The organism is Paenarthrobacter sp. Y-19 (assembly GCF_029223985.1).
Lineage (GTDB): Bacteria > Actinomycetota > Actinomycetes > Actinomycetales > Micrococcaceae > Arthrobacter > Arthrobacter nicotinovorans.
In genome coordinates, this window is the sequence record NZ_CP119414.1 from 2,437,136 (window position 1) to 2,464,058 (window position 26,923).

A 26,923-nucleotide genomic window follows, 5' to 3' on the forward strand; every position below is an offset into this window, starting at 1 on the left:
GGCAAGGTGTGGACGGTAGGCTTGGAAGGGCAACAAATGACGTGGAAGTGGAGCAGATGGGCATGCGTTTCAAGGACCGCGCGGAAGCCGGTCGACGCCTGGCTGAAGGACTCCCGCAGCTGAGGGAGCGACCGGACACCATCATCCTCGGGCTCGCCCGGGGTGGTATTCCGGTAGCCGCTGCAGCAGCTGGGGAACTCTACCTGCCCTTTGGCGCCCTCCTGGTGCGAAAACTGGGAATTCCCGGCCGGGACGAAACTGCGTTCGGGGCTTTGGCGTTGTCACAGGGCGAGGTGCTCCGGATCGTCAACAAACCCTTGAGGGATCTCATTCTTGCCCGCGGCATCTCCCAGTCGGCCTTGGATAGCGTCGAAGCCCGGGAACGTTCGGAGCTGCTGCGCCGGGCCAAGGAATACCCGGGCACGGACCGCGACCTGCGCGGGAAGACTGTTGTCCTGGTGGACGACGGACTTGCCACCGGCGCCACCATGCGGGCCGCGGTGGAAGCCGTCCGGTCGGCAGGAGCGGGCACCGTAGTGGTGGCCGTCCCGGTTGCATCGCTTGAAGCGTCGGCATCGCTCGCCCGGGTCTGCGATGTTGTCATTGCCCTGCACACGCCAGGTAAATTCCATGCTGTCGGCGCTTTCTACGGTCACTTCGAACAGCTTTCCGACGCCGATGTGGTGCGCCAGCTGGAAGGCGCGGGCGTCGCCGGGCGTCCGTAGCCGGCGTCGGACCCGGTAGCGGAGACAGGGTCCCGGCAATGACAAAAAGCGGGTGCGGTCCATGTGGACCGCACCCGCTTTTGTCGTGTCGATGTCAGTGGTGGACGCTGTACCCCAGCGGACGTCCCCGGGTTTCCTTGGCGAGGATCACGCCAACGGCGGAGATGATGCAGAGGCCCATGATGTAGAGGCCAACCGAACCGGACCACTTGGTGGCATCCAGGAGCGCCTGGGCAATCAGCGGCGCGAAAGCTCCACCGAGGATGGCACCAAGGGCATAGCCGATGGAGATGCCCGAGTAGCGCACCTGGGCCGGGAACATTTCTGCGTACATGGCCGACATCGGACCGTAGGACAGGCCCAGGCCGATCGTCAGTACGAACAGCGCAGTCCCATAGAGCAGGATGTCCTTGGTGTCGATGAGGGCGAACATCGGAATCATCCAGGCAAAGACCAGGCCATAGCCGATCAAGAACGTCTTCACGCGGCCGATCTTGTCCGAGAGCCAACCGCCCACCATGGTGAAGATGAGCCAGCCGAAGGAAGCGATGGTGGTGGCCAGGAGAACCTGTGGCAGCGTCATCTTCAGGGCCTTGGTGGCGTAGGAGATGAAGAACGCAATCAGCAGGTAGCCTGCTGCGTTGTTGGCGATGAAGATCAGCGCAGCGAGGACAACTTCCTTCTTGTTCCTGCGGAAGAGTTCACCCAGGGGAGCTTTGCTTTCAGCCTTTCGCTGGGCAAGTTCCTTGAAGACGGGGCTCTCGCCGACCGCGCGGCGGATCAGGTAACCCACCACGATCAGAACAACGGACAGCAGGAAGGGCACACGCCAGCCCCAGGCAGAGAAGGCCTCCTTGGACATTCCCGACTGCAGGAAGAAGAGCAAACCGGTAGCCAGGATCATTCCGATGGGCACACCGATCTGCGGGTAGGCACCGAAGAGTCCACGCTTCTTGATCGGTGCGTGCTCCACGGCCATGAGGGCAGCACCGCCCCATTCACCGCCGGCGGAGAAGCCCTGGACGACCCGCAGGAAGATGAGCAGCACAGGTGCCCAAAGCCCGATCGTTTCGTAGGTGGGCAGGACACCGATCAGCGCGGTGGCAGCTCCCATCATGACCAGCGTCATGACGAGTACGGCCTTGCGACCCATCTTGTCGCCAAGGTGCCCTGCGACGAAGGCTCCGAGAGGACGGAACAGGAAGCTGATTCCGATGGTGGCAAAGGACAAAAGCTGGGCCACTCCCGGGTTGGACTTCTCCAAGGGAGAGAGGAACAAAGGCGCCAGCAGCGTCGCAGTGAGCTGGGCGAAGATGAAGAAGTCGTACCACTCGATGGTGGTGCCCACCAGGGTTCCGGCCAGGACGCGGCGCTCTTCGCGCTTGCTGCTTGGGCCTGACGGCGAGTCGACAGTGGAAGTTGCGGTCATTGAAACTCCAGGGATGTGTGACAGAGCGATGCGAGACGTGCATTAACCGACAGAACGGTCAGTTAGGAAACAATACTACAGCTTGTGACCCAAAGCACAGCCCCCACGCCGCGCCGCCAACATAGGATGGTTCGCATGAATCCAAGCAGCGGCGTCAAGGGCCAGCCGGAAGCCGGGACACAGGTCCCGCCGTCCCAAACGCTCTCCCGTGGAATCAGGGCACTGGAGATCCTCGCCGCCGCCGATCGGCCGCTCACCATTGGAGAACTCACAGAAGCACTGGGCGTGCACCGCTCCGTGGCCTACCGGATACTCAGGACCCTGGAAGACCATTCCCTGCTGGTTCGCGACGACTCCGGACGCGTCCAGCCCGGCCCCGGCCTTTCGGTCCTGGCCAGCGGCGTCTCACGGAACCTGCAAACCGCTGCCCTCCCCGAACTCACACAACTGGCAAACACCCTCCATATGACGGCTTTCATCGCCGTTTGGGACCACCAGGAATGTGTCACCCTTGTCACCGTCGAACCACGGCACACAGGTGCGGCGCTCGCCCAGCACCCGGGCAGCCGTCATCCCGTCAGCACAGGTGCCCCCGGTATTGCCATCCAATCCACCATGACCGAGGAACGCTGGCAGCAGGTAGGCGCGGGCAACCCCTACCGGCCCGAGGCCCACGAAGCCCGACGCGTCGGCTACGCCACCAGCCACGACGAAGTCGTTGCCGGACTGTCTTCCATTGCTGCCCCCATCAAGGTTCCGGGCGGACGGCCGGCGGCGATCGCCGTCGTCTATATCCGCCTGGACCAGGACGCCGACGCCGTTGGAAAGGCCTTGGCAGCCAGTGCTGCACGCATCGAAAGCCAACTGGCCTGAACCTTTCCTTCCAGGTCAAGCGGCGTGCCCCACAGCACAAGACTCCAAGGCCAGGGCACCGAATACTCGAAGAAGGACCGGACACGCCGTCCGCTCCTTCTTTCGAGCACGAGAAGGAATCCATGAGCCTGAATCTTCTTGACACCTCCAACTGGCTGCCGCTGGACGGACTGGCCCCCGGCTTCGACGCCAACAAGGCCCCCGCCGTACAGGACCTGGCCGGGCAACAATTCTCCGTCCGCGGCGACGGCGGACCCATGACCTTCAGCTTCGACGACGAAGAAGTGCAATGGGCTGCCGCCGGCCACGCAGGAACAGCCGCCTACGAAGCCTTCGTTGTAGCCGAGGAGCTGTATTACTGCCAATGGCAGAGCGTCCTGGAACCGGAACTCGCCGTATCCCTGGTCCTTGATCTTGCGCGGGGCCGGGCGCTCTACATCGGCGCCGCGCTCGGCAGGGCCACCGCCTCCAGTGTCGCCGTGCACCACGACTTCCGCCCTGGAACACTGGACGGTTATTCCGCCACGGGCGAGGCCATCTCGGAAAGCACGGCACTCATCGGCCGGCGCGTCGAATGGGTCTACAGCGAATCACACGCCTACGAACACATCTACCTCAGCCCCACCTGGTACACCTGGCAATGCCTCGCCGGTCCGGAGCGCGGATTGGCAGACACCGACTCCAACACCGTTCTCCAGGTCCGCCCCGGAATCTTCGTCTTCACCTGGCGGGAGAAAGTCATCCCGTGCGGCTCGGTCACAGTGGCCGACCACCGCGATCCCCGGGCCATCCGCTCCCACGGCAGCCTCTTCGGCTGGAACGAGGAAGGCACGGAACCCGTACATTTCACGTTCGGCGCACACGGCCGCTTGATCAGCATCACCCACCACACCCCGGAACTGAATCCGGCCATAGCGGGCTAGTACGGCAGGGTGGAACAAAGGAAGCCCCGGCACGGAGAACGTGCCGGGGCTTCCTTTGCGGGCCTCAGAGGATCAGTCCTCCGAGCCATGCCCGATCCGGGCGTACAGCGCAGGCTGAGAGCGCCGCAGGCGCAGGCCCCACACCACGCCCACGACTCCTGGAAGCAGGACCAACAGCGGCAGGACGAACGTGGCAGCCGTCGACTCCGTCTGTCCCAGCAAGACGTTGAAGTTGGCCAAGATGAGCACGAAAACCACTGCGAGCAATACGAAGCCCAGTGCCGGCGCAACGACCCTGACCCACAGGCTCGCGCCGTGCTGCTGCCGGCGGAAGAAGCCGATCACGGCAACCGACACCACGGTCATCAGCAGCACCAGCCCCATGGCCCCGCTGTTGGTCAGCCACGTGAACATGGTCAGCACGGGGTACAGTTCGCCGAGTTCGGAACCGGATCCTGCGATGGCGAACGCCAGGGTCACGACGACGGCGATCACCGTCTGCGCCAGCGAACCGGCGTACGGCGCCCCGCTGCCGGCCCGGACCTTGGCCAGCGCCGAAGGCAGGACGCGCTCGCGGCCGAGGGAGAAGAAGTACCGCGCTACGGCGTTGTGGAAGCTGACAAGTGCTGCGAAGAGGCTGGTGACGAAGAGGAGCTGGGCGATGTCGCTGAGCAGCACGCCTCCGTTGGCACCCAGGAACGCAAAGATCATGTCCGGACCATTCTCTGTGGCCGTCGCAATGACGGCGGAGGGGCCGGCCCCCATGGTCATGGCCCAGGCCGATACCGCGTAGAAGACGGCGATGATTCCCACAGCTGCGAACGTTGCCCTCGCAACAGTACGCGGGGATCCTTTGACTCCTCACCGTAGATGGCGGCGGATTCGAAGCCCATGAACGCCGCAATGCCGAAAGACAGGACGGCTCCGATCCCGGGCACAAACAGCGTCTCCGGGCTGAAGGTGGCAGCGCTGACACCTTCCGGGGCCACGGCGAGGCTGATGACGTCGTAAACGATGACCACCAGGAATTCGAGGGCCACCAGGACGCCGAGTACCTTGGCGGAGAGGTCAACCCTGTTGACACCCAGCCAGCCGACGATGGCGATGCAGACCAGAACCGGAATCCACCATGGGACACTGATGCCCAGCCGCGCGGACAGCAGCGAAGAAACCGTGAAGCCGAACAGTCCGTAGATGCCTACCTGCATCAGGTTGTAGGCCATGAGGGCAACCAGTGACGCGCCCACGCCCGCAGGCCGCGAAATGCCTTGTGCTATGTAGGCGTAGAAGGCGCCGGCGTTGGTGACATAGCGGCTCATGGCCGCATAGCCCACCGCGAAGAGCGCCAGGATTCCGCCCAGGACCAGGAAGGACAATGGAACACCCGTCACGCCGGTCACCGCGAACGTTGTGGTCACTCCGCCTGCGAGGACGGTCAGCGGCGCAGAGGCCGCGATAATCATGAAGGTCACTGCCGGTACGCCAAGCCGTCTCTTGCTTTCGACCGTTCGGACGGTCGTGCCCATAACGGGGTTATCCACGCTCATAGTGTGCTCCTGCCTCGGCGCCGCGGGAGATGTGCGCGGCACGATGTCTGTCATTCCGCAATCTTCCACCGCACGGCGGGTGCGTGACTTGTCTCACACGGCAAGGAGCTTGTCGCTGCACGCAAGCACGTTCGCGCCCGGGCGCCGGTGTAGAATCGTGGGCAAGCTCACATCCGCGCCACCGGCGTTCTTGCCTCCTGGCAGCGGCACCACGGGCCATTGAAAGGGAACTTGATGACCGTCGCGGCTGATACGGGCCCCGCAACCGTGGAAACCATCGTGGCGGAGTCGTTCCAGGAGTGGAGCAGGGCAATCTCCGCTTCCTTCGTACCCCTGCTGGCCCAGGGGCCACGCAATTCGACATTCCACGGAACCATGCGCGCCCGCGTCCTGGGACAGATCTCGGTGGTGGAAATCACCGCCGGACCCCACACCGTACTGCGCACCCCGGAGCTGATTGCCAAGTCCACGGGCCGCTTCTTCAAGCTCAGCATCCAGCTCAGTGGATCGGGTCGCCTGGTTCAGGACGATCGCGAAGCCGTCTTGCGCCCGGGGGACCTCTCCATCTACGACACCTCCCGCCCCTATCAACTAACGTTCGACGACGACTTCCGCACTTTGGTGCTCATGTTTCCGCATGTCCTGCTGGACTTGCCGGCCGAGGCCATGGGCCACGTCACTGCGTTGCGGATACCCGGCGACGAAGGCCTGGGTGAACTGATCAGCCCGTTCCTGGTGAAACTGGCCGACAACCTCGATGCCCTCTCCGGCACCAACGGGCTCCGGCTGGTCCACAACGCACTGGATCTGGTGACCACCTTGTTCAACGGCGAACTCGATCAACTGATCGAAACCGGCCGGGACCCACACCTGCTGCTCCTGGGGCGTATCCACGACTACATTGAAGCCAACCTCGGAGATCCCGGGCTCTCCCCCGGAACCATAGCGGCGGCCCACTACATCTCCACCTGGCACCTCCACGATCTTTTCCAGGAAATCGGAACCACGGTGGCTGCCTCCATCCGGCAACGGCGGCTGGAGAGATGCCGGCGTGACCTGCGGGATCCGGTGCTGGCCGAACGGCCCGTTACCGCCATTGCGGCCCGCTGGGGGTTCACCGACGCAGCCCACTTCAGCCGGATCTTCCGGGCAGCTTTCGGGAACTCCCCCACCGGCTACCGCAACAGCCACTAACGGTTCCCTGCACCGGAACCCGGGGGACGCCGTCGGGCCGGTGTTTCGGGCGGTTGACTACGCTGCCGCCGTCGGGGCTGTCCCTTCATCCGTCAAAGCGGCCATCTCCTCCAGCATGGTTCGCAGCAGGCGGTCCTCCAACTCAGCGAAAGCGGGATCGCCGGCGCGGTTGGTCAACTCACCGGGATCGGTGCGGTGATCGTACAGTTCGGCAAGGTCAGTGCCGAAGTACCTGGTCAACCTCCCCTCAGGCGTGATGACCGTCCGCATGCGGACCGGTCCCGGCAAACCCGGCAAACCGAACGGCTGCTCCTCCTCCACCAACAGCGCGTCCCGGTGCTGCTCAGTAGCCCCTTCCAACAAAGGCACCAGCGAGCGTCCCTGGATTCCGCGGTAACCCCGGGATCCAGTGAGCTCCAGCAGCGTGGGTGCCACATCCGCGCTGGAAACCAGCGCTTCCGTCCGGCCCGGCGGCCTTCCGGGGATGTGCAGCACCAACGGGACATTCGTGACGGCGCGGTAGTGGACGAAGTGCTTAAGCATCAGGCCGTGGTCGCCGAACAGGTCACCGTGGTCGCTGGTGAACACCACGATGGTGTCCTCCGCCAGCCCCTGCCTGTCCAGCTCATCGAGTATCCGGCCAATGTGCTCATCCATCATGGTGATCAGGCCGTACTGTGCGGCTGCCGCGTTCCTGTACTGCTCCTCCGTCGCGGCCCACGTCATGGTGGGGTCCGGATTCGGCTCTCCTCGGTGTTCAATCATGTCCCGCACGTGCGCCGGCGATGCTTCGTGGTCCTGGTCAAAGCCGAGCGGCAGTGGCATGGCCGCCGGATCATAGAGCCCGGAGTAGCCGGCCGGCGGGGAGAACGGGTGGTGGGGGTCGGGAAAGGACACGAACATGAAGAAAGGCTGATCCTGGCCCGCGGCATCCTTCAGGTGCTCTATCGCTTTCTCGCTCACGTAGCTGGTGGGGTGCACCTCCGCTGGAATGGCCGTTTGGTACACCTGGTCCCACCCGCCATATCTGTTGGACGAGTTGGCGGGACCACCCAAAGTCTCCGGGTCGACGCCCCGTTCCCTGGCCCAATGCACGTAGTGGCCACCAGGCCGGTCGCCGTGTCCAATGACCAGGTCTACGTGCTGGTAGCCGTAGTAGTCCGACGGCAGCGCAATGAACCGCTCATCGTGCGCTTCGCGGTTTTCCCACTGGTCCCACCCGGCAGGGAAAGCATGACGGCGGGCGTCCCCGGCCGCCGCGTCCAAAAGCATGGGGTCGGTGGCCCGGATTTCCTCGGCCTGGTGGGGTTCAAATTCCCAGCCCATGTTCTGGTGGTGCAGTTTTCCCACTCCCACCGTGCGGTAGCCGCCGGCAGCCAAGGATCCCGGAACCGTCTGCGTCAGGGGATCCAACGTGATGCCGTTGCACCGGGTTCCATGCGCCGACGGCCACCGCCCGGTCATCAGGCTGGCACGGTTGGGCATGCACGTAGGATTGGCCACTGTCGCATTCCCGAAGACGATGCTCCTGGCCGCGAGCGCATCCAGGTGTGGGGTCTTGACAGTGCCGTTGCCGCCGAAGCCCAGGTGGTCTGCCCGGAGCTGGTCGGCGATGATGAACAGGACGTTGGGCCGGCGGTTGCCGCTGGCGCCTTGCCCCGTCATGCAGGCCTCTTGATGAGTGAGAGCACCTCTGTGCGCTGCCGGGCGAATTCCGGCAGCGAGCGCGTGGTGATCTGGTCGCGGGGAGCGGGCAGGTCCACGTCCACCACCTTGAGCACGCGCGCGGGCCGTGACCCCAGGACCACCACCCGGTCCGCAAGGTAGACCGCTTCGTCGATGTCGTGCGTTACCACCAGGATGGTCATGTTGAAATCCCGCCGGATCTTCAGGCACAGGTCCTCCAGGTCGAACCGCGTCTGCGCATCCACTGACGCGAAAGGTTCGTCCATGATCAGGATCTCGGGCCGGTAGGCCAACGCCCGGGCGATCGCGACGCGTTGCTGCATGCCGCCGGACAGCTGCCAGGGATACTGGTTGTCGGCGTGGGAGAGGCCGACGGCGGCGAGCGCACTGTCGCAGCGCTCCTTCAGTTCCGCTGCGGACAACTTGAGATGCCGCAGGGGAAGGACCAGGTTCTTCCTGACCGTGAGCCATGGCATCAGCGACCGGTTGTAGTCCTGGAAGACCAAGGCCATTTCCGGAGGCGGGCCGCTGATGGTCCGCCCATCGATGGCGGCCCTTCCGCTGGTCGCCGGCTGGAGTCCGGCCAGGCATTTGAGGAGGGTCGTCTTGCCGACGCCGGATGGACCCACGATGCAGACAACCTCGCCGGCATCCACCGTGAAGGTCAGGTCTTCGATGACCGTGCGTGCTTTTCCTCCGCTGCCATAGGTCTTGGCGAGGTGCGCCACGTCCAACCGGGGCGTGGCGGCGCTTACTCGTGTTTCTGGTTGCTGTGCCATGGTGGACTTTCTGTTTCGGGTGGGAAGAGTCGGGGCCGGACGGTTGCTCATGATGCACGCGCCAGGCGGCGGGATCCGATGTACCAGGACAGGACCCTGCGACGAAGGAGGCTGAACAGGATGTTGACCAGGAAGCCGATGACGCCAAGGAGCAGGATTCCCGCCCACATGTCCGCCGTCATGAAACTCTGTTGGGCCAGCAAAGTCATGGCTCCGATCCCTTGGGAACTGCCCAGCATCTCGCTGGCGATCATCACGATGAACGCCACCTGCAGGCTCACCTGCAGCCCGGAGAAGATCTGCGGGGTCGCCGCCGGCAAGAGCACTTTCAGCACACGTTCCTTGCGGGTCAGGCGGTAGACCCTGGAGACGTCCAAGAGGTCGTTGCTGACGCTGCGGATGCCGTCCACCGTGGCAATCATGGTGGGAAACAGCGCCGCCAGGGCGATGCTGGTGACGCGCATCTGGGTGCCGAAGCCTATGAGCGAGATGAAGATCGGCACCAGCGCTACCGGGGGTATTCCTCGGAGGAAGTGGATCAACGGGTCAAGCATCCACCGGACAGGAGCAACCAGGGCCGTGATGAACCCCAGTGCGATCCCGGCCGCAGCAGCGATGACGAAACCGAGGAACAGGTTTCCCAGGCTGAGCAGGACGTCGGACTGGAAGTGTTCAAAGAGCCACAATTCCTGGAAACGGACAAGGATGGTTTGCAGCGGGGGGAAGAAAGGATCTGTGGAGTCCGCGGAAAGGAACCACCACGCCACCAACAGAAGCACAGGGGCGGCGACGCCGATCACCCAGTTACGCATTGTGATTCTCATCGCGGCACCACTTCCCGGTAGGACTCGTGCCAGTGCAGGACCCGGCGCTCAGCCAGGCGCGTGGCACCTTGGAACAGGAGGCCCAGGACTCCGAGGACAATCACCAAACCGTAGAGTCCGGCGTAGTCACCCGCGGCCTGGGCCTGGTAGATGTTTTGGCCGAGGCCCGGGCCGCCGCCGAGGAGTCCGGCCACCACGGTAACTACCAAGGCTGCGGGAGCTGCCACGCGCATCGCTGTTCCTATGTAAGGCATGGCGCTGGGAAGCACCACACGGGCCAGGATTTCGCCCTCTCCCATGCCATAGGAACGGGCGGTGTCGCGTGCCACGGGGTCGGTGCCCTGAACGCCATCCACGGTCTGCATGACGATGGGAAGCAAACAACCGAATACTACGAGGAACAGCGACATCTCTGCTGTTGGGCCGAGGACCAGCACCGCAAGGGGCAGGATGACGATCGGTGGGACCGGCTTGAGGAACTCCAAGACGGCCAAGGTGGCGTACTTGACGGACTCGAAACTGCCGACGAGCAGCCCTATGGCTACGCCGGCCACGGCAGACAGCGCCAGAGCGAGCAATGCGATGCCGATCGTGGCCCCCAGTGAGGACCAGAACGTTCCTGTTCCCAGGATGGTCGCAAGGGTCGCGAACACTGTCGTGGCCGGCGGCAGGGCAGTTCCTGCAACCTTGGCCTCTGCGAGAAGCTGCCAGATGACCAGGGCCCCCGCGACGCCCACGATGCTGAAGGCGTAGGGGCGTACGGACGCTTTCATGATGAATCTCCCATGGCGTTCTCCTGCCTACTTGCCGAAGATGAGGTCGGCCGGCAGTTTCACCGGCGCATTCAGGAAGCCGAGGTCGGCGAGATTGTTGTTGGCCCGCTCAATGTCTTCCACACGGACCTCATCGGGCCAGTAGTTGACGGCCCCGGACTTGACCACGTCAAGCGGGGTCTTGGTGATCTCCGCACTGAGCTGCTGCGCTTCATCGATGTGGCCGTTGGCGTAGGCGTTCGCCTTGTAGATGGCGGCTTTGAACCCTGCCAAGGCCTTTTCCTTGGACTTCACCGTGTTAGCCCCGGAGACCCACAGGCCAATTGCTCCCTGCTCAAAGAACTCGACCCCGGGGGACGCCAGCAGGCGGTTCCCCTCTGACACCGCTTTGGAGGTAAACGGAGCGACCAGGGACGCCGCGTCCACGCGTCCGGAATTCAACGACTGCAGGGCCGATGACGGGTCCAGGACCATCCAGTTCACTTTGGCGGGATCTCCCCCGTCATCCTTGACCAGTTTGCTGACCGTCACCTCCAGCTGCGCTTTCCTTGCCGGAACGCTGACGTTCTTTCCCTCGAGGTCCTTCGGGCGGGTGATGGATGAATCCTTCCGGACGAGGAGGCCAGTATCGTCCACGCGGTTGAGGTCGCTGGATTTTCCTGCCCCGTCCTTGTATCCGTCAGCTGCCGCAACGATCTTGAGCGGCACGTTCTGGCTCAAGGCATTCAGGAGCGGAATGGAAGGCGTATAGCTGAGGTCAATCTGACCGCTCTGGGCGGCTGCAATTCCCGCGGGAGGGTTGGCGATGACAGAGATCTCGACGTTGAGGCCCTGTTCCTTGAAGTAGCCCTTGTCGGCCGCGAGGCGGATGCCGGCGTCGGACCCTATGCCGATGGTTCCCACTTTAAGGGTGGTGGTCCCATCGGCGGCCGGGACGGCAGCCGGGCCGGAGCCGCCGCCACAGGCTGCAAGTGCCATGGACAGTGCAGCGGCCACGGCCAAAGGAATAATGCGTCGCATGTGTTGCTCCTTGAATGACGAATGGTTTAAACGGAAGAAAATGGTTCTAGCTGGTGGACGGGTGGACTTCACGGCCACCGCTGAGAGTGAGCCGGATGTCTGTGTCGAGGAGTTTCTCGATCTCCTCATCGGCCGGCCACGGGGTGGATAACAGGCACAGATCTGCTGTCCTGCCGGGTAGCAGGGAGCCCTTGGAGTGCTCCGCGTGATCCTGCCAGGCAGCCTCGAGGGTCATGGCAGCCAGCGCTTGCTGACCGGTGATCCGCTCGGGGTCACCCGGTGCACCAGGGGTGGAGCGGGTGGCACGCCGGACGGCGGCCACCACTGTGCGCCGCCAATCCGGACTGGTCACAGGTGCGTCGGAAGCAATATTGAAACGTACGCCCGCCTCCACTGCTGAACGCAGGGGCTGGTGGCGGGAGAAGCGGTCCTCGCCGAGGACCTGGCGCATGATGTCCCCGGCTTCCTGGCGGATCAGGGGGTTGGTGCTGTATCCGATGCCCCGGGAAGCCATGGCCTGCAGGGTGGTTGTGTCGCTGAAGGCTCCGTGAATGATGTAGTGGCGGTTGTGGTGATTCCCGGCGGACGCGGGACTCCCGCCGGGAGAAGTGGCTTCGATGATCGCCTGCACAGCTGCGGCGGTGGCCGCATCTCCCGTGGCGTGGACACCGGCCTGCAGTCCGGCATCGTTGATGAGTTGCAGAATCCGGTTGAGTTCAGCCACCCGTTCGCCATCGCTGGCACCCTGGATCACCAGGCTGCCGTGCGTACAGGCCGTGCCATAGGGCTCGCTCATCCAGGCGGTGCCGCTGCGTGGGATCCCGTCCGCGAAGACTTTGACGCCCGCTATCCTCAATTGCTCCGGATCGATGCCGCGGTTCCTGCAGCTTTCTGCCAGCCCGCTTCGCAGGCCTTCCTCAACGGCCCGGGCATTGGCTCCCCCGGTTCCGGCGAAGAGCATGAGGACATTGATCCGCAGCGTCAGTTCGCCTGACAAGGCGAGGTCGCCCAGCAACCCGAGCGCCGCCGTCGAACCTGCTCCGTCCATGAGCCCGGCGCTGGCCGGCCCCAATCCAGGCTCCGTGAGGGAGGTGATGCCCAGCGAGTGCAGATACTCCTGGAAGCGAAGCAGCGCCGGGCGGAGCGTTGCGGCCGGAACGGGTGGCATGGCACGGGAGATGAGTTCCATGGCACCGTCCTGGAACAGGCCGGAAGGGGCACCGTCCCCTCCCCTGACGATCACGCCGCCGTGGATATCAGGGGTCGTGGCGCTGATGCGGGCGCGCTTGAGCGCTTCCCGGTTGGCCAGGAGCTGGTGGCCGGTGGCGTCGAACGCCACGAGGGGCGCGTCAGAGCGGCAATCCAACAGGCCCTTGGCCGGTCCAAGTATCGACTCGTCCCAGCCGTGGGCGCGGATCCAGCCATCGGGGCCCACCGGTGCTGCCGTCAGCACATCGACGACGGCTGCCCAGTCCGGGGCGATGTCCGGGTCCAGCCGCACATAGCCGAAGGCGGCCATCGCCGCCGAGACGAAGTGCAAATGGGCATCATTGATGCCGGGAATAACAGCCCCTCCTGCGGCGTCAACAACCCGCGTTTCCGGGCCAATCAGCCGGCTCACATCGTTTTGGCCGAGCCCTGCGACGCAGCCGTCCTTGACGGCGATGGCATCAGTCATGCGGCGTGGTTGCGCCGGGTCCATGGTGTGGACAGAGGCATTCGTGATCACCAGATCAGCGAAATCCTGCATCGATTCTCCTCAGGTCACCGCATCCGAATGTGATGCAGACAACGTTCCTGAAAGAAGTATGTCGCTTGACTGGGTCACTTGACTAGGTTTTGACGTAAAATTTCTTACAGAGGACTTTTCCGCCGCCACGGCACGGCCACGAGGCCGTCACGGCGGAGAGCGCCTACGATCGATGAGACCGCTGGGTTGGTGGATCCGATCACGGGTGGAAAGAAGCATGAGGAAGGTAACGGATGGCAAGGGTTCCCGCCGAAGAAAGGCGCCTGCAGTTCGTCGAGGCGGCAGCCAGGGTGATCGCACAGGATGGGTTGGCATCGGCTACGACACGTCGCATCGCCAGCGAGGCCGACGCCCCCCTCGCGGCATTGCACTACTGTTTCCGCAGCAAGGACGAACTCCTCGAAGAGGTCTATAACTTCCTCAGCAGGGACTACGCCAAGGCACTGGACCCCGTCCCCGACCCCGGCATGGGCCTGCGCCACATGGTGGGCGCCCACGCCCGGCGCATCTGGAGCCGCATGCTGGAAAACCCCCACGAACAAGTCACCACGTTCGAACTGCTGCTCCGACGCTTCCGGGTGGAAGCCGACGACCAGCCACAGGCATTGCTCATGAACCGCTCCATGTACGACGGGTGGGTGGGCTCAACGCTGGAGTTGTTCCGCGGAGCCGCTGAAGCCGCCGGCGAGCCCGTCCCCGCCAATCTGGAGGACATCACCCGCTTGTTCATCTCGGGGATCGACGGCATCAGCATGCAGCACCTGGCAGACCCCGACGAGGAGCGGTCCAAGCGTTTGGTGGAGCTCATGGCCCGGTCCCTGTCCGGTGCGCTCGACTACGCCTGAGGCTGGCGCTTCATCACCAAGGACGTCACAACACCCAGCAGCAGGAGGCCCGCGGCGGCGGCCATGGAAACCACGAAAGCCGCGCCCGGGCCCTGCGTTTCGGCCAGCTGTCCGGCCAGGTAGGAGCCAAGCGCAGTACCGGCCACAATCCCGCTGGCCAGGGCAGTCATGACAGTCGCCATTCGGCCGGACGGGGCAACGACGCCGCCGATGCTGAAGACCGTGACCATGACCGGACCCACCGGAATGCCGAGCACCAGCAGTACGAAAACCATGGGCCAGATACCCGCAGGAAGAAGCAGCAGCAAGGACAAAGCGGACATCGCCAAGGCAGCCACAACCCACCGCGAAGCCAAGCTGAAGCGCTGCGGCCAGAACGCGACAGACAACGCGGCAACCGCCGAGCTCAGACCCATCACCGCGTACAACAGGCCCGCAATCTCTGCAGTGGCGTATTGCGCTGAAAAGGCGCTCAACGCGTTCTGCGTCGCACCGAAGAAAGTGCCCATGCACACCATCGCCACCACCGGCACCGCCACTACCGCCCCGGCCCACCGCTTGCGTCGCGGCGCGGCCGCCTGAGTGCCCTCTTCGCCTGAACCCTCGACGCCGGCCTTCACCTTGCGCGGAGCCGGCACCACGGCCTGCTGGCTGGGGTGGACGGCGAAAGCAGGGACCAGGGTGATGGTCATGACGGCGGCAAGCGCGAGCGGCAGCCATGGGGCTACCATGCTGGCCAGCACACCCACCAGCGCCGGGCCGAGCACGAACGTGACCTCGTCAGCGGTGCCTTCGTAAGATAGGGCCGTGTCAAGATCAGCCCGGCTGGCGGCCACGCTTCTTTTCCCACCGGTTGCGCCGGGAGAAAGATTGCGGGTGGTCAGGGCCATCCAGCGCACGCGGGCCATGGGGCCTACCTGGGGGCAACTCGCACCGGCAAGGAAGGCCGCGATCAGGACGCCCGCAGCATCGGCTACCTCCCCGTAGCCGGGAGTGATATAGGCTGCGGCCAAAAGCCCGGCAACAGCCAGGGTATTGATGACCGCGGCGACGAGCAGGACGATGCGTTGCCCCGCACGATCAGCCAGGGAGCCCAGGACAGGTGCGCCCAGGGCGGAGCCGATGCCGACCGCTCCCGCAGCCATGCCGCCGATTGCATACGAGTGGCTGACTGAGGTCACCAAGGTCAGGGTGCCAACGGTCAACATGGCGAGGGGAAGCCGGGCGAAGAGGCCCAGCGGCAGGAAACCAGGTCCGGCAAGTTCCGGAAGCCGTGCGAAACGGCCAGGCAGACGCGAGGTCCGCGCGGGTGTCGATGACAAGGGCTGGGAGGCCACAGAAGTTTTTTCCATTAATCCGGGTTCGCTAAAGGTTGCGCATCGTCCCTCCTCCCGATGCGCGCGACCCGGTGTAACGGGTTAAGTCTATCGGATACCTGTCAGACCGGAACAGCTTCGGCAATCCGCACGCTGGAGCCGTGCCGTCCCTTGACCACCTGGAGCTGGTTGGTGATGCGTTGCTTCATTTCGGCAACGTGACTGACCAGGCCCACTACCCTGCCGCCGTCGCGCAATCCTTCCAAAGCGTCCATCACTTGCTCCAGCGCTTGTTCGTCCAGGCTGCCGAAGCCTTCATCGACAAACAGTGTCTCGATGTCCACGCCGCCCGCCTCCTGCTGGACCACGTCAGCCAGGCCGAGGGCCAGGGCAAGCGAGGCCATGAAGGATTCCCCGCCGGACAGCGTGGAGGTGTCGCGCCGCTGGCCGGTCCATTCGTCCACCACTTCAAGGCCGAGGCCGGATTTCTGGTTCCGGGCCGCGCGGGCGTCGGTGTGCTGCAGCGTGTACCGGCCGTCGCTCATGGCAACGAGCCTTTCAGAGGCCGCGAGTGCCACTTGCTCAAGGCGTGCCGCCAGGACGTAGGCGTTCAGGCTCATACGGTAGTTGTTGTCCCCGGCACCACGGACAGTGTCGGCCAGTTCAGCCAGGATGCGGGCCTGGTTGCGGGGTTCCCTGCCGGCCTCGGCCAAGGTGTTGTACTCGACCCGGATCCGTTCAATGGCCTCCACCGATTTCGCGGCAAGGGCTGCCGACAATGCTGCCGCCCTTGCCCGATCAGCCGCGTCGGCGGCGTGGAGCTTGACCTCGGCGAGTTCAGCCTCAGGCAAGGGAAGCTCGCCGATCCGGACTTCCTTGGCCGCCAGAACCAAGTCCTCGCTGGCAAACAACTCGTCCAGGCGGGCCGCTTCAGTGTCGAAATCAGCCACGTCTTTCTCCAGACCGACCACATCGGCCGGCGGAAGCAGTTCGCCACGCGCTTCCTCTGCCGAGGCGAACCCTGAGTCCGGCAAGGCATTTTGGAGCGATACGGCGGCGTCGGCCTGGGCCTGTCCTGCCTGCTGGAGTTCCCGGTCGGCATCAGCTGCCGACTGAAGGAGCGTGCGCTCGGCGGACAGGGCTTCCAGCCGTTCACGAAGACTTGGGAAATCTTCCCGTAAACCGGCGAGGTCGGCCTTCAAGGTGTCGTGCTGTTCCTGCAGGTGAAGGACGGCCGAGGACGCCCGGGAGGCTGCACCGGCGTCCTCTGCGTGCTGCTCCTGCACTTGAGCCAGTTTCCTGGTGATGCCCTCCTGCTTGCTCCGAAGCTGGTCAAGGGTCCGGGATGCCTTTGTCGCCGCCGAAGTCGAGGTCCGGGCAGCCAGGAGACGCGCCTGTGCCTCCTCCGCATCCACGGTGCCGCCTTGGGCCGCTAGTCCGGCAAGGATCTGGGCGGCTGCGGAGACTTGCTCGGCAAGGACACCCTGGGCTTTTTCGCTGGCCTCGAACCGCTCCCTGGCGTGTTCCTCTTCCTGGGCCAGGGACAGGGCCGACCGTACCGCAGCTGCGGGATGCGGGTGGTCCTCGCTCCCGCACACAGCGCATGGCTGACCGCTCTCCAACGCGGCAGCCAGCTCCCCTGCCGCATTGGCCAGGCGGAGCTCGCGAACGTCAAGCCATTCCTGGCGGTGATCCTGGGCCGTGGCACGGGCTCGAAGGTGCTTCTCGGAGATCTCTGCCAACTCGTTGGCTGCCTCGGCATGGCGGGACACAATTTCCACCAGCTCAGCAGCATTGGCTGTTTCGCGCTCAAGCTCCGCGAGTCCATCAGCCGCCGGTTCCAGTGGTTCAATCAGGCCGCTCACAGCTGTTGCTTCTTCACGCAGCCGTTCCAGTTCGTCCACGGCCCGGTCGACTGCTGCTTCATGGTCTGCCTGTTCGCGACGCTTGGCGGCAAGCCGGCCGGCGATGTCCTCCAGTCGCTTTTCGTCAGGGAGGCGGGCTTCCAGAACCGCATAGGTGGCCTTGAGGCGTTCAAGGGATGCGCTGGAGTTTGTTGCCTCCAGCCCTGCAGCTTCGAGCCGTTCCCGTAGCTGCTCAACCTTTGCGACGGCAGCGCGATACTTGCGGGCGGAGGAGTCAACGGCGTCAAGCTGGCCGCTCAGAACGGAAGCCCGGCGGTGCCTCGCGAGCTTGTCCTTGTTCTCCAGTGCCCGCGGCGCGGCCAGTTCAAGAAGGACGCGCCTCTGCGTTGCGGCTCCGAGCCGGGCATGCCGCAATGACTTTTCCTGGGCTTGCCGGAACTGTTCGGCAAGGCGCAAGGACAGCGACTCTGCCTGGTCTGCTTCGTCTGTCCTCCGCGTCCATTCAGCACTCACCTCCGCTGCCACCTCTGCCAGCCAGGCCTCCGGTTCCTGCCCGGCTGTTCCGCCGGCATCAGGGTTGGCAACTGTAGTCCCGGCAGTTTCCGTCGCGGCTTGGTCGAGCCCCAGTTGCCGGCGCTCCGCTGCAGCCCGGTCCAGCAACAGCTTGAGTTCCAAGGCATTTTCCTGCACGGCCCGGGCGGCTTCCGCCGCCTGCCGTGCGATCCGGCGTTCGACGGCTTCAAAGCGTTGCGTACCGAAGAGTTTCTGCAGGAGCTCCAGGCGGTCGTTGGCCTTGGACCTGAGGAACGCCGCAAAATCACCCTGGGGAAGCATCACCACGCGGGTGAACTGTTCCCTGTCCATCCCCAAAATGTCCGCGAGCTCGGCACCGACTTCGTCGTTCCTTGAGGATTTTTCCTCCCAACTCCCGGCGATCCGTTCCCGAAGGAGGGTCTTCGCCTGCTGGGTGGTGAACCCTTTCCTGCCCCGTGCGCTGGGGCGTTCCCAGGCGGGCGAGCGCGTCACTTCGAAGCGCCGTCCGCGTGCCGAGAATTCGCAGACGACGCGTGGTTCGGCTGAAGGTGCCGCGTGATCGCTGCGGAGGCGTTTTCCTTCCTGGCGTGCGCCGGGCACGGCTCCGTACAAGGCAAAGCAGATGGCATCAAGGATGCTGGTCTTGCCTGCCCCGGTGGCACCGTTGAGGAGGAAGAGTCCTTGCGCTCCCAAGTGATCGAAGTCGATGTGTTGGGCAGTGGCAAAAGGGCCGAAGGCTTCTATTTCCAGGCGATGGATTCTCACAGTTCCGCCTCTTCCAAGCGGACGGCTTCGAGTGCTTCCCGGAGCGCAGCTTCTTCGGCCTCGCCGGCTCCGCGGTCCCGGACATGCTCCAGAAAGCCGCAGCAGACTCCGAGATCGTCCTGGGCCTTGGCGAGTCGGTCACTGTAGCTCGTCGTGGTCCGGGTCCCGGCGCCTTCGGGATCAAAGGAAAGGACCAACGTGTCCGGAAAGCGGACTCTCAGTTTTTCCATGGCCTGGGTTGGCCGCTGCGCGTCAGTAATGGTGATCTGGCAGTAGGCCTCTTCCGCCCAGGCATACTCCCCGGACTCCAGGAGCTCATCCAAAGTCCCGCGCAGTACGGCCAGGGTCTTGGGGGCTTCCCACACTACTTCCTGGACGTCGATGTCCCCTGACGGGTTGATGTCCACCAACCAGGCACCTTTGCTGTGCTTGGCTTCGGAGAATGAGTACGCCAGCGGCGAACCCGAGTAGCGGACATTGCCGGCCAATTGCTGCCGTCCGTGGAGGTGGCCCAGTGCCGTGTAAGTGAATCCTTCGAAGAGGTCCAAGGGCACCGCTCCCAGTCCCCCGATACTGAGGTCCCTCTCGCTTTCGGACGTGATGCCTCCGCTGGCAAATGTGTGTGCCAGGACCACCGGGTAGACAGGTCCGGATTCGCGGCGACGTTCAACGTCCTTCTTGATAAGCCCTACTGCCTGCTGTGTGACGTCAAAGTGGTTGGCAGAGTCCACGCCCAGCCGCTCGGCCACAAGGCGGGGTTCAAGGAAGGGAATTCCGTAGACCGCCACTTGGCCCGGGGCGTCCCGTTCGCCTCCAAAAGGGAAAACAATGGGGCTGTCCAGGTCCTCCACCCGCGTGCGCAAGTGCACTCCCCCTCGTTCCAGCAACCGGGAAGCGAAACCCAGTCTGATGGCGGAATCGTGATTGCCGCTGGTGAGCACAACGCTGGCCCCGGCCCGGGTGAGCCGCACCAAAGCATCATCCAGCAGTGTGACGACGTCCAGGCCCGGCAGGGCGCGATCATAAACGTCCCCTGCAATGAGCACGACGTCCACCGAGTTGGCGTCCACGAACGTCACCAGCTGGTCCACGAAGCCGCGTTGGGCCTCGAGCATGCCAACGCCGTGGAACGACCGGCCCAGATGCCAATCCGAAGTATGGAGTAACCGCATAATTCCAAGCTAACCGGGGTCACCGACAATAAAGCGCAGACAAGCCGCCCGGCGTCGATCCTGGCCGGTTGCTAGCCTTTCTTGCCGTCGAAAAAGTCGCGTGCGTCATCGTTCGCCGGCTTCGCAGGGAGCGGCTCCGGAGTCGTTTCGGCCCGGGGGTCCGCAGCCTCCTCAGCGCTCCCGGTTCCAGCGTCGAAGTGGTCGTTGATGGCGTCCGTCCCACCCTGGTGTTCGGCAGCGGCGCGGGCAGGCCCGGACAACCCCTGGAAACCGCGGAAAGCGAGTCCGGCAAGTGCTGCGCCCATCAGAGGTGCCACCCAGAAAAGCCACAGTCCTTCAATGGCCCAGGAGGGGCTGAAGAAAGCTTGCGCGCTTGCGCGTGCGGGGTTGAAAGGGAGGTTGCCAAGAACCTGGCCGAACTGCAGCAGCACGGCCGTCGCCAGGCCCACTGCGAACGGTGCCAAGGAAGGAAGGGCACGGCGTCCGGCCGCCGCTCCGAGGAAGACGGCAACAAGCAAAGCAGAACCGATAACTTCCACCAGCAGCACGCCCGCCAGCTGGGTTTGGGCGGGAGCGTGCTCCCCGAAGCCGGCTGCTGTGGAACCAAAAGCGGCCCGCACGTCCGCGAGAACGGGCACGGTAGTCACCACAACGTAGACAAGGGCTGCACCAACCACGCTTCCGATGAGCTGTGCTGCGATATACGCGACGGCGGCGAGTGCCCGGATGCGTCCGGCAATGAGGTTGCCCAAGGTGATCGCGGGATTGAAGTGTCCACCCGAAACGTGCCCGAAAGCCACCATGCACACAGTCACGGTCAGCCCGGCGGCCAAGGCTGAGGGCAAAGGCGCCGCTGCAGGGCTCGAGAGTATCGATACACCCACTGCAACGAGCACAATGAACAACGATCCCAGGGCTTCAGCCGACAGCCTGGCCAGGAGTCCCGGTTGGGGATCGGTAGCGGCCTGCACAGAAGAGGTCATGTGGAACGGGTCCTTACGGTCGGTGTGAAAGTTGGTGCGCTGTTACCGAAGCACAGCGGGCAACACTAGGGCACGCCTTTCGACGCGCCAGGAGCCCTCGAGTATCTTGCCATCCGAAGCTGGACAGCTGCTGGGTTAACGCTGGAGACGATGAAAGCTGCCCCTTGAGCTTATCCGCCCAAGGAAATGGCCGCGATCGCGGCGGCGCCGAGGCCCATCACGGCCAGGGTGCTGGCCAGGATCAACCGCGTGGGGGCTGCCTGGAAGCCGGCCTGGAGTTGCCGTGAGCGCACCCACACCACGGAAGCGAGGACAACGGTGGCCGCCGCGGCGGCCAGCGCACAGATCCCTTGGTAGTCCAGTCCAGGCAGGCCGGTAACGATGGTGCCGGAGGAAGGCTCTGATGTCAGCCAACTCCGCCAGATGAACAGGTCCACCACCACCAGGGAGATCAGCGTCCTGCGCCAGGCAAGGGTGGTCCGCTCGGGCTGCAGGCCGGGATCCCGGGTACTTTCCGGAACGGTGCCGGTCACTGGGTCTTCCTGCTCATCGGGCCACCAGGATCAGCACCGCGAAGGCGAACGCTGCCACGGCTACCACTATGGTCATGAACAACATCACCCGTGAGAAAGGCAGTGCCTGGTCCTGCCGCATCGCCGCTTCCATCTGGCCCCACCGGCGGTAGGACAGTGCCGCCAGGCCGGCCCCTACGAGGGCCAGCAGGACGCACAAAACCAGCCGGACGGGCGTCGGCGCGATATTCGGCGCCAACTGATCTACGGCCACAGCTCCGGCAAGCAGAGCCAGCGAAGTGCGGATCCAGGCCAGGAAAGTACGCTCATTCGCCATCGAAAACCTGTAGTCAGGTGTTTTACCTGTTCGTCGCCAAGCAGGTTCACGCACGTTATCTCTCCAAGTTTTCGCAGTGCCGGACAGCTTCCCCACCATATCAGCGGGGCCTCACGGGCACGGTAAGTTACTGGCATGAGTGTTGAAGATACTTCCCCCGCCGCGCCGTCCTTCAAGTCCCGTGTCTACGGCTCCCTTTTGGGCGGGGCCCTGGGCGATTCCCTTGGATACGCCGTCGAGTTTGACTCCATCGCGGCGATTCGGGCACGCTACGGCTCCGCGGGACTGACCTCTTTTGAACAGCTCGACGGCGGCAGCCACTTTTCGGACGACACCCAGATGACGCTGTACACGGTGGATGGTCTGGTGGAGGCGCTCGAATGGGCGAACGATGGAGTGGCGGCAGACGAGATCGCCTGCCTGTGGCTTGCCTACCTGCGCTGGCTTGCGACGCAGGACGTTGCGGTTTCCTCGTCAGCGCCCGTCCCGCAGCCCCGGTGGATCGATGCCCAGGCTGTGCTCCGGCACCGGCGGGCTCCGGGCAACGCCTGCCTCAGTGGCCTGGCCTCGGGCGAGATGGGAACGGTGGCGCGGCCGGTGAATCCTGAGTCCAAAGGATGCGGCACAGTAATGCGTTCGGCGCCGTTCGGCCTGATCCCCCACATCTCCCGGGACGCCGTCTACAAACTCAGTTCCGACGCAGCCTCGTTGACCCACGGACACCCTTCAGCACGGCTAAGCGCGGCCGCCTTCAGCCTGCTGATCCATCACATTGTTGCCGGCAGCGATGTCCGGTACGCAGCCAAGGAAGCCCTCGCATATGTGAACAACGTCCCCACCGAGGCCCCGGAGCTCTCCGAGAGCCTTGAAGCCGCGTTGCAGTTATCCGCCCGGAACACCGTATTGAGCCCGGAAGAGCTGACCGCAGCGCTCGGTGAGGGGTGGGTTGCCGAGGAGGCACTCGCCGTCGGGCTTTACGCCGTTCTGGCTACCAGCGGCGGGGATCCCGCCGAGCACTTCCGCAATGCGGTGGCGGTTGCCGTCAACCAAAGCGGCGACAGCGACTCCACAGGCTCCATCGCAGGAAACATCCTGGGCGCCTTTTATGGTGAAGAGTGCCTTCCCGCGGACTGGCTGGAAGCACTGGAAGCCCCCGAGGTCATTCGCGGCATGGCGGACAGGCTGCTTGCCGTGACCACCGGCTGAGGGACCCTACGATCTGCGAACGGAGATGTCGGCGCACGCCTCGCACACGTCGGCGGGGATAAGGCCCCGGCGCTGGAGGAAGCCAAAGATGGCGCAACCGAGGCAAAAGCCAGCCAGCGATTCCAGTGAGGCTGCCACGATCAACAACGCGAGCAGCACCCATGCCGCCGGCTGGAGGCCGGTGAAGAACAACACGACGGCGGCACTCGTCAAAGCTGCCCCGATGCCTTGGGCGAAGCGCTTGGGAGGACCGGGCACCAGCTTGGCACGCCCGATCCTGGGCGCCAGGACTTTGACGGACAGCAGTGCCAACGGGGAAATCCGGGGACCAAACAGGACCCGCAGCCAGAAGCCGGCCGCCAGTGCCACCAGTCCCCCACCCCAGCTGGTCAGCAGCGTCGTAACGGCAAGGATCACCACCAGGCCGGCAGTTATCCGGGCGGCGTATTCGTTGACCGGGTTGGGGAAAGCGAAGACTCTCCGCCAATCAACCCCGCCCGCCGGCGCGTTGGCAGTTTGCCGCGCCGGGGCCAGGGAAACGCTTGGCTTGCTCATTAGCCAAGGCTAGGAGTCCCGCTCCCCGGACAGGAAGCATTGTTGCGCACTATGACCCGCGGGGGCCTTATGCGCCGCCGACCATCTGCAGGAACTCGCCCTCCGAGACGACCTCGATTTGTTGGCCCTTGGCGTGGAGTTCCAGGACCCGTTTGGCTTTGCCCGTGAGCCGTCCGGCACGAAGGTCTCCGGCCACGAAACCGTCGCCGACAATGAGAACCGTGGTCCGGGCGGTGACGCGGCTTTCGGGCCGGGCGCCCATCTCCGCGGCCCGCGATTTGGCTTCCGGCCGGGTGATCGCGAGGTCTCCGGTGAAGACCACTGTTTGCCCGAACAGGGGGTGGCCGGGCTCTGCCGCGAGGTTGGGCAGAGGATTGGGCCCTTCCTCCGGCCAGGCAGACCAGCCGCCGGCGATGCCCGGAGTGCGGTCCAGTGTTCGCTCGAAGGAGCTGCCGGTCCTGGCGGCCAACGCGGACATCGTCGCCTTGGACAAGCCGAAGGCGGGGTCGAAAGCGGGCTGGCTTGGCAGGCTGAGTCCCAGGGAAAGGTAGAGCTCGGCGATGCTGTTGGCATCGTTGCGCCGTGCGATGTCCACCAGGATCCCGGCGCATGCGCGGGCATCCTCTGCGGCGTCGTGATGGTTCACGAGCGGTACGCCGGCTTCTTCGGCCGCATACGGCAGGGAGTTCGAAACGAGTGAATAGCACCGGCGCGAAAGCATCACGGTGCAGACGTAGTCGTAGGCCGGCCCGGCGAGACCGGAGACTTCCAACCCCGACCTGATGACTCCGAGGTCGAAGGCGGCGTTGTGTGCGGCCAGGATATCGCCGCCGATGAACGCGCCGATTTCGGGGAACAGCTCACCGAACCTGGGCTGGCCCGCTACGTCCTCGGCACGGATGCCGTGGATGCGGGTGTTGTGGAACTCAAAATGATCGTGGTTCTCCGGGGGACGCATCAGCCAGGAGGCTTCCTCCACAACAACCCCGTTGCGGACCTTGCTGAGACCCACTGAACAGGGCGACCCCCTGAAGCCGTTGGCTGTTTCAAAGTCGATCGCCGTAAAGTCCAATGCCACTGGACAAGATTACAGCCGGAAAAGGCCGCCCCTGCCGATTTCGACGGCGGGGCGGCCACTTGCACCGCTAATGTGGGGAACGCTACATCGTGTTGCTTACCGTGTTGCCTAAGGTGTGGCGTGGCGAAGAGTGGCGTAGGAGCCGGCTGCGAGTGCCACGCACAACAATGCCATCCACCCGCTGACGCTCAGTGGGGTCTGCTGGGCCGTCCAGCTTCCCACTGCGCCCCACCATCCCAGCAGGGTTGCCAGCGCAGCCAGGCCGATGAGGGCCACCGCCGTTCCCAGCGTTGATACCAGAGTTCCGGTTGTCCCCCAGCGCTTGAAGATGGTGGCGAACCAGAACCCGATGATGAACATGAACATCATCACCACGAAGAAGAAGGCCGCTGTTGAGTACCAAGGCCCGTCCGTGACCCACGGAATCTTGAAGAAGTAGCCATAGACACCCCAACCGTTCGTTGCCCCTTCAATGGCACCACCCAGGAGATAAAGGCCTGTCATGCCAAGAGCGATGAGCGAGAAGAGCCCCACAGTACCCAGGTAGAAAGCCCGACGACTGATGCTCAGTCCCTGGGAGAACGGGAACACCAAGGTCATGCTCTGGATTCCGAGCACCAGGAAGTACCACAAGGGGGCTTGGCTTCCACCGCCGTATTTGCCCTCGTTGACGGGAATAAGCGCAAAGATGGCCAGCGACATCAGGAACGAAGCGGCCAGGATGGTCAGCGGCCATCCAATGTAGGTCCACTTGTTGATCAGTTGCATCCGGGCAACCGCTAGTGTTCTGCTCATCGCTTTGCCTCCAACGCGTCGTCTGCGAACTCCTGGGCACCCTGTCCCTTGGTGCCGGCTCCGGCCATGGTTTTGCGAACCACCAACTGCTGCAGGGATACGGGCGAGAGTTCAAGCCCCAGCTCCTGCGCTTCCGCGCGTTCGCGGCTGTTGAGCGTCTCGTCCACAGTCACCGAGGCCAGGGAACCGAGGGTTTCGCGATGAAGGATCTTCCGGCCGGAGAGGAAAGAGTCCACCTTGTCCGCGGAACCGGAAACAGTCACGGCGGAACCACGGATGTCCTCCGCGTCCGCGTTCATGATGATCCGGCCCCGATCGATAACAACTACGTGTTCCAGAAGGTTGGCTACCTCATCGATCAGGTGGGAGGACAGGATGATGGTTCGCGGATGTTCCGCGTAGTCCTCCACCAACCGGTCATAGAACAATTGCCGGGCTACGGCGTCGAGTCCCAAGTACGGCTCGTCGAAGAACGTCAGTTCTGCGCGTGAGGCAAGGCCGATGATGACTCCTACGGCGGACAGCTGGCCGCGGGAGAGCTTTTTGATTCGTCTCTTGACGGGGAGCTGGAAGTCCTCAGCCAGCCGGTCCGCGAACTTCTGGTCCCAGTTCCTGTAGAACAGCGCGGCGGAGCGGAAGGCGTGCCTGGGCTGGAAGTCATCCGGGTATTTTTGGGACTCTCGGATGAAACAGATACGGGACAGCACAGAGTCGTCCTCGTAAGCGCCGGAGCCGAAGACGAGGGCTTCGCCCGAACTCGCGAAGGCCTGGGCCGTAAGGACGGACATCAAGGTGGTCTTGCCGGCGCCATTACGTCCGAGCAAGCCGTAGATGCGGTTGGCCGGGAGGCTCAGGTTGACGTTGTCCAGCGCGTTGAGATCCTTGTATTTCTTGAACAGGTTACGGGCCTCGACGACGGTATCGCTCACAGGGCCGCGCTCCTTTCCTTGTCCGTTCCGGAGTCAGGTGCGAGTCCGGAACTGCGTTCAATCATGGTGTTCAGCTGCTCCTTCGAGATCCCCAGCTTTCGGGCTTCCAGTGCCAGCGGCTTGACGTATTGTTCGAAGAATTCCTCGGTGCGCCGCGCTATCACGTTGGCGCGCGCCCCTGTCGCCACGAACATCCCTATCCCCCTGCGTTTGTAGAGAATTCCTGAATCCACCAGCACGTTGACGCCCTTGGCTGCCGTTGCCGGATTAATACGGTGGAAAGCTGCGAACTCATTGGTGGAAGGCACTTGGGATTCCTCGGCCAGGCTGCCGTCCACGATTCCGTTCTCGATGAGTTCGGCGATCTGCATGAAGATCGGTTTGCTGTCATCGATCATGAGCAACACCGCCTCATTGGTTCATTACTCATGTAACTAACCATACAACCGCCGAAGTTTGAGTCAAGACTTTCGCCGAAAAAGACGACGACGGCCGTCCAGTAGGCTTG

Annotated in this window: 24 protein-coding genes and 1 pseudogene; 6 read left to right on the forward strand and 19 right to left on the reverse strand. The window is 64.0% G+C overall.

Annotated features, from left to right (window positions below):
- Positions 1-56 precede the first annotated feature (56 nt).
- A complete protein-coding gene (locus tag PYR64_RS11450; protein ID WP_193591174.1) occupies positions 57-725 on the forward strand; it encodes a phosphoribosyltransferase family protein in 669 nt (222 codons plus the stop codon).
- Positions 726-819: 94 nt separating this feature from the next.
- Here the strand turns inward: PYR64_RS11450 and PYR64_RS11455 are convergent, their stop codons facing one another.
- Positions 820-2,154: an MFS transporter gene (locus PYR64_RS11455; RefSeq protein WP_275775300.1), complete on the reverse strand. Its 1,335-nt coding sequence runs from the start codon at positions 2,152-2,154 to the stop codon at positions 820-822.
- A gap of 135 nt (positions 2,155-2,289) precedes the next feature.
- On the opposite strand from PYR64_RS11455, the gene PYR64_RS11460 reads away from it, so the two are divergent.
- Positions 2,290-3,027, forward strand: coding sequence for an IclR family transcriptional regulator (locus PYR64_RS11460; protein WP_018776292.1), 738 nt, complete (start codon positions 2,290-2,292; stop codon positions 3,025-3,027).
- 122 nt (positions 3,028-3,149) lie between these two features.
- Positions 3,150-3,950, forward strand: a complete 801-nt coding sequence (locus PYR64_RS11465; RefSeq protein ID WP_018776293.1) for a MoaF C-terminal domain-containing protein — start codon at positions 3,150-3,152, stop codon at positions 3,948-3,950.
- 72 nt (positions 3,951-4,022) lie between these two features.
- Here the strand turns inward: PYR64_RS11465 and PYR64_RS11470 are convergent.
- Positions 4,023-5,497, reverse strand: a pseudogene (locus PYR64_RS11470) (APC family permease).
- 234 nt (positions 5,498-5,731) lie between these two features.
- On the opposite strand from PYR64_RS11470, the gene PYR64_RS11475 reads away from it, so the two are divergent.
- Positions 5,732-6,691 carry a helix-turn-helix domain-containing protein gene (locus tag PYR64_RS11475; protein ID WP_275775304.1) on the forward strand — a complete coding sequence of 320 codons (960 nt, stop codon included), beginning with the start codon at positions 5,732-5,734 and terminating at the stop codon, positions 6,689-6,691.
- Between the two features lie 57 nt (positions 6,692-6,748).
- Here the strand turns inward: PYR64_RS11475 and PYR64_RS11480 are convergent, their stop codons facing one another.
- From PYR64_RS11480 to PYR64_RS11505, 6 genes are read right to left on the reverse strand one after another with little or no spacing between them, the layout of a single operon-like run.
- Positions 6,749-8,356 carry a sulfatase-like hydrolase/transferase gene (locus tag PYR64_RS11480; RefSeq protein WP_275775305.1) on the reverse strand — a complete coding sequence of 536 codons (1,608 nt, stop codon included), beginning with the start codon at positions 8,354-8,356 and terminating at the stop codon, positions 6,749-6,751.
- The gene (locus PYR64_RS11485; RefSeq protein WP_039242007.1) at positions 8,353-9,207 is read right to left on the reverse strand and encodes an ABC transporter ATP-binding protein; all 855 of its coding nucleotides are present in this window, start codon (positions 9,205-9,207) and stop codon (positions 8,353-8,355) included. Before PYR64_RS11485 ends, PYR64_RS11480 begins: the two co-directional genes overlap by 4 nt.
- Positions 9,204-9,980, reverse strand: a complete 777-nt coding sequence (locus tag PYR64_RS11490) for an ABC transporter permease (RefSeq protein ID WP_039242008.1) — start codon at positions 9,978-9,980, stop codon at positions 9,204-9,206. The genes PYR64_RS11485 and PYR64_RS11490 overlap by 4 nt, the downstream gene beginning before the upstream one ends.
- Entirely contained in the window at positions 9,977-10,753 is a 777-nt protein-coding gene (locus tag PYR64_RS11495) for an ABC transporter permease subunit (RefSeq protein ID WP_064721752.1), read from the reverse strand. Before PYR64_RS11495 ends, PYR64_RS11490 begins: the two co-directional genes overlap by 4 nt.
- A 27-nt stretch (positions 10,754-10,780) precedes the next feature.
- Positions 10,781-11,773 (reverse strand): ABC transporter substrate-binding protein, encoded by a 993-nt coding sequence (locus tag PYR64_RS11500; RefSeq protein ID WP_110503966.1) that lies wholly within the window; start codon positions 11,771-11,773, stop codon positions 10,781-10,783.
- A gap of 46 nt (positions 11,774-11,819) precedes the next feature.
- Positions 11,820-13,523 (reverse strand): amidohydrolase family protein, encoded by a 1,704-nt coding sequence (locus PYR64_RS11505; protein ID WP_275775308.1) that lies wholly within the window; start codon positions 13,521-13,523, stop codon positions 11,820-11,822.
- 233 nt (positions 13,524-13,756) lie between these two features.
- Here PYR64_RS11505 and PYR64_RS11510 point away from each other — a divergent pair, with 233 nt between their 5' ends.
- Positions 13,757-14,368: a TetR family transcriptional regulator gene (locus PYR64_RS11510; protein WP_018776302.1), complete on the forward strand. Its 612-nt coding sequence runs from the start codon at positions 13,757-13,759 to the stop codon at positions 14,366-14,368.
- Here PYR64_RS11510 and PYR64_RS11515 read toward each other — a convergent pair.
- The 6 genes from PYR64_RS11515 to PYR64_RS11540 all read right to left on the reverse strand — a co-directional run bounded on the left by PYR64_RS11515 (position 14,359) and on the right by PYR64_RS11540 (position 21,852).
- Positions 14,359-15,720 (reverse strand): MFS transporter, encoded by a 1,362-nt coding sequence (locus PYR64_RS11515; RefSeq protein ID WP_110503964.1) that lies wholly within the window; start codon positions 15,718-15,720, stop codon positions 14,359-14,361. The genes PYR64_RS11510 and PYR64_RS11515 overlap by 10 nt on opposite strands.
- An 86-nt stretch (positions 15,721-15,806) precedes the next feature.
- Positions 15,807-18,848 (reverse strand): SMC family ATPase, encoded by a 3,042-nt coding sequence (locus tag PYR64_RS11520; protein WP_275775312.1) that lies wholly within the window; start codon positions 18,846-18,848, stop codon positions 15,807-15,809.
- Complete coding sequence (locus PYR64_RS11525) at positions 18,845-20,020, reverse strand: exonuclease SbcCD subunit D (protein ID WP_275775315.1); 1,176 nt, start codon at positions 20,018-20,020, stop codon at positions 18,845-18,847. The genes PYR64_RS11520 and PYR64_RS11525 overlap by 4 nt, the downstream gene beginning before the upstream one ends.
- 71 nt (positions 20,021-20,091) lie before the next feature.
- Positions 20,092-21,003: an aquaporin gene (locus PYR64_RS11530; RefSeq protein ID WP_275775317.1), complete on the reverse strand. Its 912-nt coding sequence runs from the start codon at positions 21,001-21,003 to the stop codon at positions 20,092-20,094.
- Between the two features lie 170 nt (positions 21,004-21,173).
- Positions 21,174-21,536, reverse strand: coding sequence for a DUF202 domain-containing protein (locus PYR64_RS11535; RefSeq protein ID WP_018776307.1), 363 nt, complete (start codon positions 21,534-21,536; stop codon positions 21,174-21,176).
- Between the two features lie 13 nt (positions 21,537-21,549).
- Positions 21,550-21,852, reverse strand: coding sequence for a DUF202 domain-containing protein (locus PYR64_RS11540; RefSeq protein WP_018776308.1), 303 nt, complete (start codon positions 21,850-21,852; stop codon positions 21,550-21,552).
- 135 nt (positions 21,853-21,987) lie between these two features.
- Between PYR64_RS11540 and PYR64_RS11545 the strand changes: the two genes are divergently transcribed.
- Positions 21,988-23,058: an ADP-ribosylglycohydrolase family protein gene (locus PYR64_RS11545; protein WP_275775321.1), complete on the forward strand. Its 1,071-nt coding sequence runs from the start codon at positions 21,988-21,990 to the stop codon at positions 23,056-23,058.
- A 6-nt stretch (positions 23,059-23,064) separates the two neighbouring features.
- Here PYR64_RS11545 and PYR64_RS11550 read toward each other — a convergent pair whose 3' ends face one another.
- The 5 genes from PYR64_RS11550 to PYR64_RS11570 all read right to left on the reverse strand — a co-directional run bounded on the left by PYR64_RS11550 (position 23,065) and on the right by PYR64_RS11570 (position 26,813).
- Positions 23,065-23,613, reverse strand: a complete 549-nt coding sequence (locus PYR64_RS11550) for a DUF4395 domain-containing protein (protein WP_275775323.1) — start codon at positions 23,611-23,613, stop codon at positions 23,065-23,067.
- Positions 23,614-23,680: 67 nt separating this feature from the next.
- On the reverse strand, positions 23,681-24,691 hold the full coding sequence (locus PYR64_RS11555) for an exonuclease domain-containing protein (RefSeq protein ID WP_275775325.1): 1,011 nt from the start codon (positions 24,689-24,691) through the stop codon (positions 23,681-23,683).
- A 108-nt stretch (positions 24,692-24,799) separates the two neighbouring features.
- Positions 24,800-25,486: a hypothetical protein gene (locus PYR64_RS11560; RefSeq protein ID WP_189075144.1), complete on the reverse strand. Its 687-nt coding sequence runs from the start codon at positions 25,484-25,486 to the stop codon at positions 24,800-24,802.
- A complete protein-coding gene (locus PYR64_RS11565) occupies positions 25,483-26,415 on the reverse strand; it encodes an ABC transporter ATP-binding protein (protein ID WP_055972142.1) in 933 nt (310 codons plus the stop codon). Before PYR64_RS11565 ends, PYR64_RS11560 begins: the two co-directional genes overlap by 4 nt.
- Positions 26,412-26,813: a GntR family transcriptional regulator gene (locus PYR64_RS11570; protein WP_179128283.1), complete on the reverse strand. Its 402-nt coding sequence runs from the start codon at positions 26,811-26,813 to the stop codon at positions 26,412-26,414. The genes PYR64_RS11565 and PYR64_RS11570 overlap by 4 nt, the downstream gene beginning before the upstream one ends.
- Positions 26,814-26,923: the final 110 nt, after the last annotated feature.